This window comes from Nonomuraea rhodomycinica (assembly GCF_013363995.1).
Lineage (GTDB): Bacteria > Actinomycetota > Actinomycetes > Streptosporangiales > Streptosporangiaceae > Nonomuraea > Nonomuraea rhodomycinica.
The window spans coordinates 1-629 of sequence record NZ_JABWGO010000038.1 but is presented as its reverse complement, the minus strand read 5'-3'; the positions used below and the strand labels follow the sequence as shown (position 1 = coordinate 629).

Sequence of the window (629 nt, the reverse complement as noted above, 5' to 3'; positions counted from 1 at the left end):
GGAACGACATCATGAGCAAGGTCTGGTTCGTCACCGGCTCCTCCCGCGGCCTGGGCCGCGAGTTCGTCCAAGCCGCCCTCTCCCGCGGCGACAAGGTCGCCGCCACCGCCCGCACCACCACGAGCTTCGGCGAGCTGACCGCCACCTACGGCGACGCGCTGCTCCCCCTGCCGATGGACGTCACCGACAAGACCGCCGTCCTCGACAGCGTCAAGCAGACGGCCGAGCACTTCGGCCGCATCGACGTCGTGGTCAACAACGCCGGCTACGCCCAGGTCGGCGCCGTCGAGGAACTCACCGAGCAGGAACTGCGCGACCAGATGGAGACCAACCTGTTCGGCGCGGTCTGGGTGATCCAGGCCGCACTGCCCTACCTGCGCGAGCAGCGCTCAGGCCACATCATCCAGCTGTCCTCGGCCGCCGGCCTCATCGCGATGCCGCTCGGCGGCGCCTACCACGCCTCCAAATGGGCGCTGGAAGGCCTGAACGAGGCCCTGGCCGGCGAGGTCGCCGAGTTCGGCGTCAAGGTCACCATCATCGAGCCCGGCGGCTTCGCCACCCGGGGCGGCAAGAACCCCAACCCGCTCGACAACGGCCACGTGGCCACACCCGACCCCGCCTACGACGGG

Annotated in this window: 1 protein-coding gene; it reads left to right on the top strand. The window is 70.1% G+C overall.

The window, feature by feature from the left end:
• Window positions 1–11: 11 nt before the first annotated feature.
• A partial coding sequence (locus HT134_RS44315; RefSeq protein WP_175606508.1) for an SDR family NAD(P)-dependent oxidoreductase occupies window positions 12–629 on the top strand: 618 nt, incomplete at its 3' end.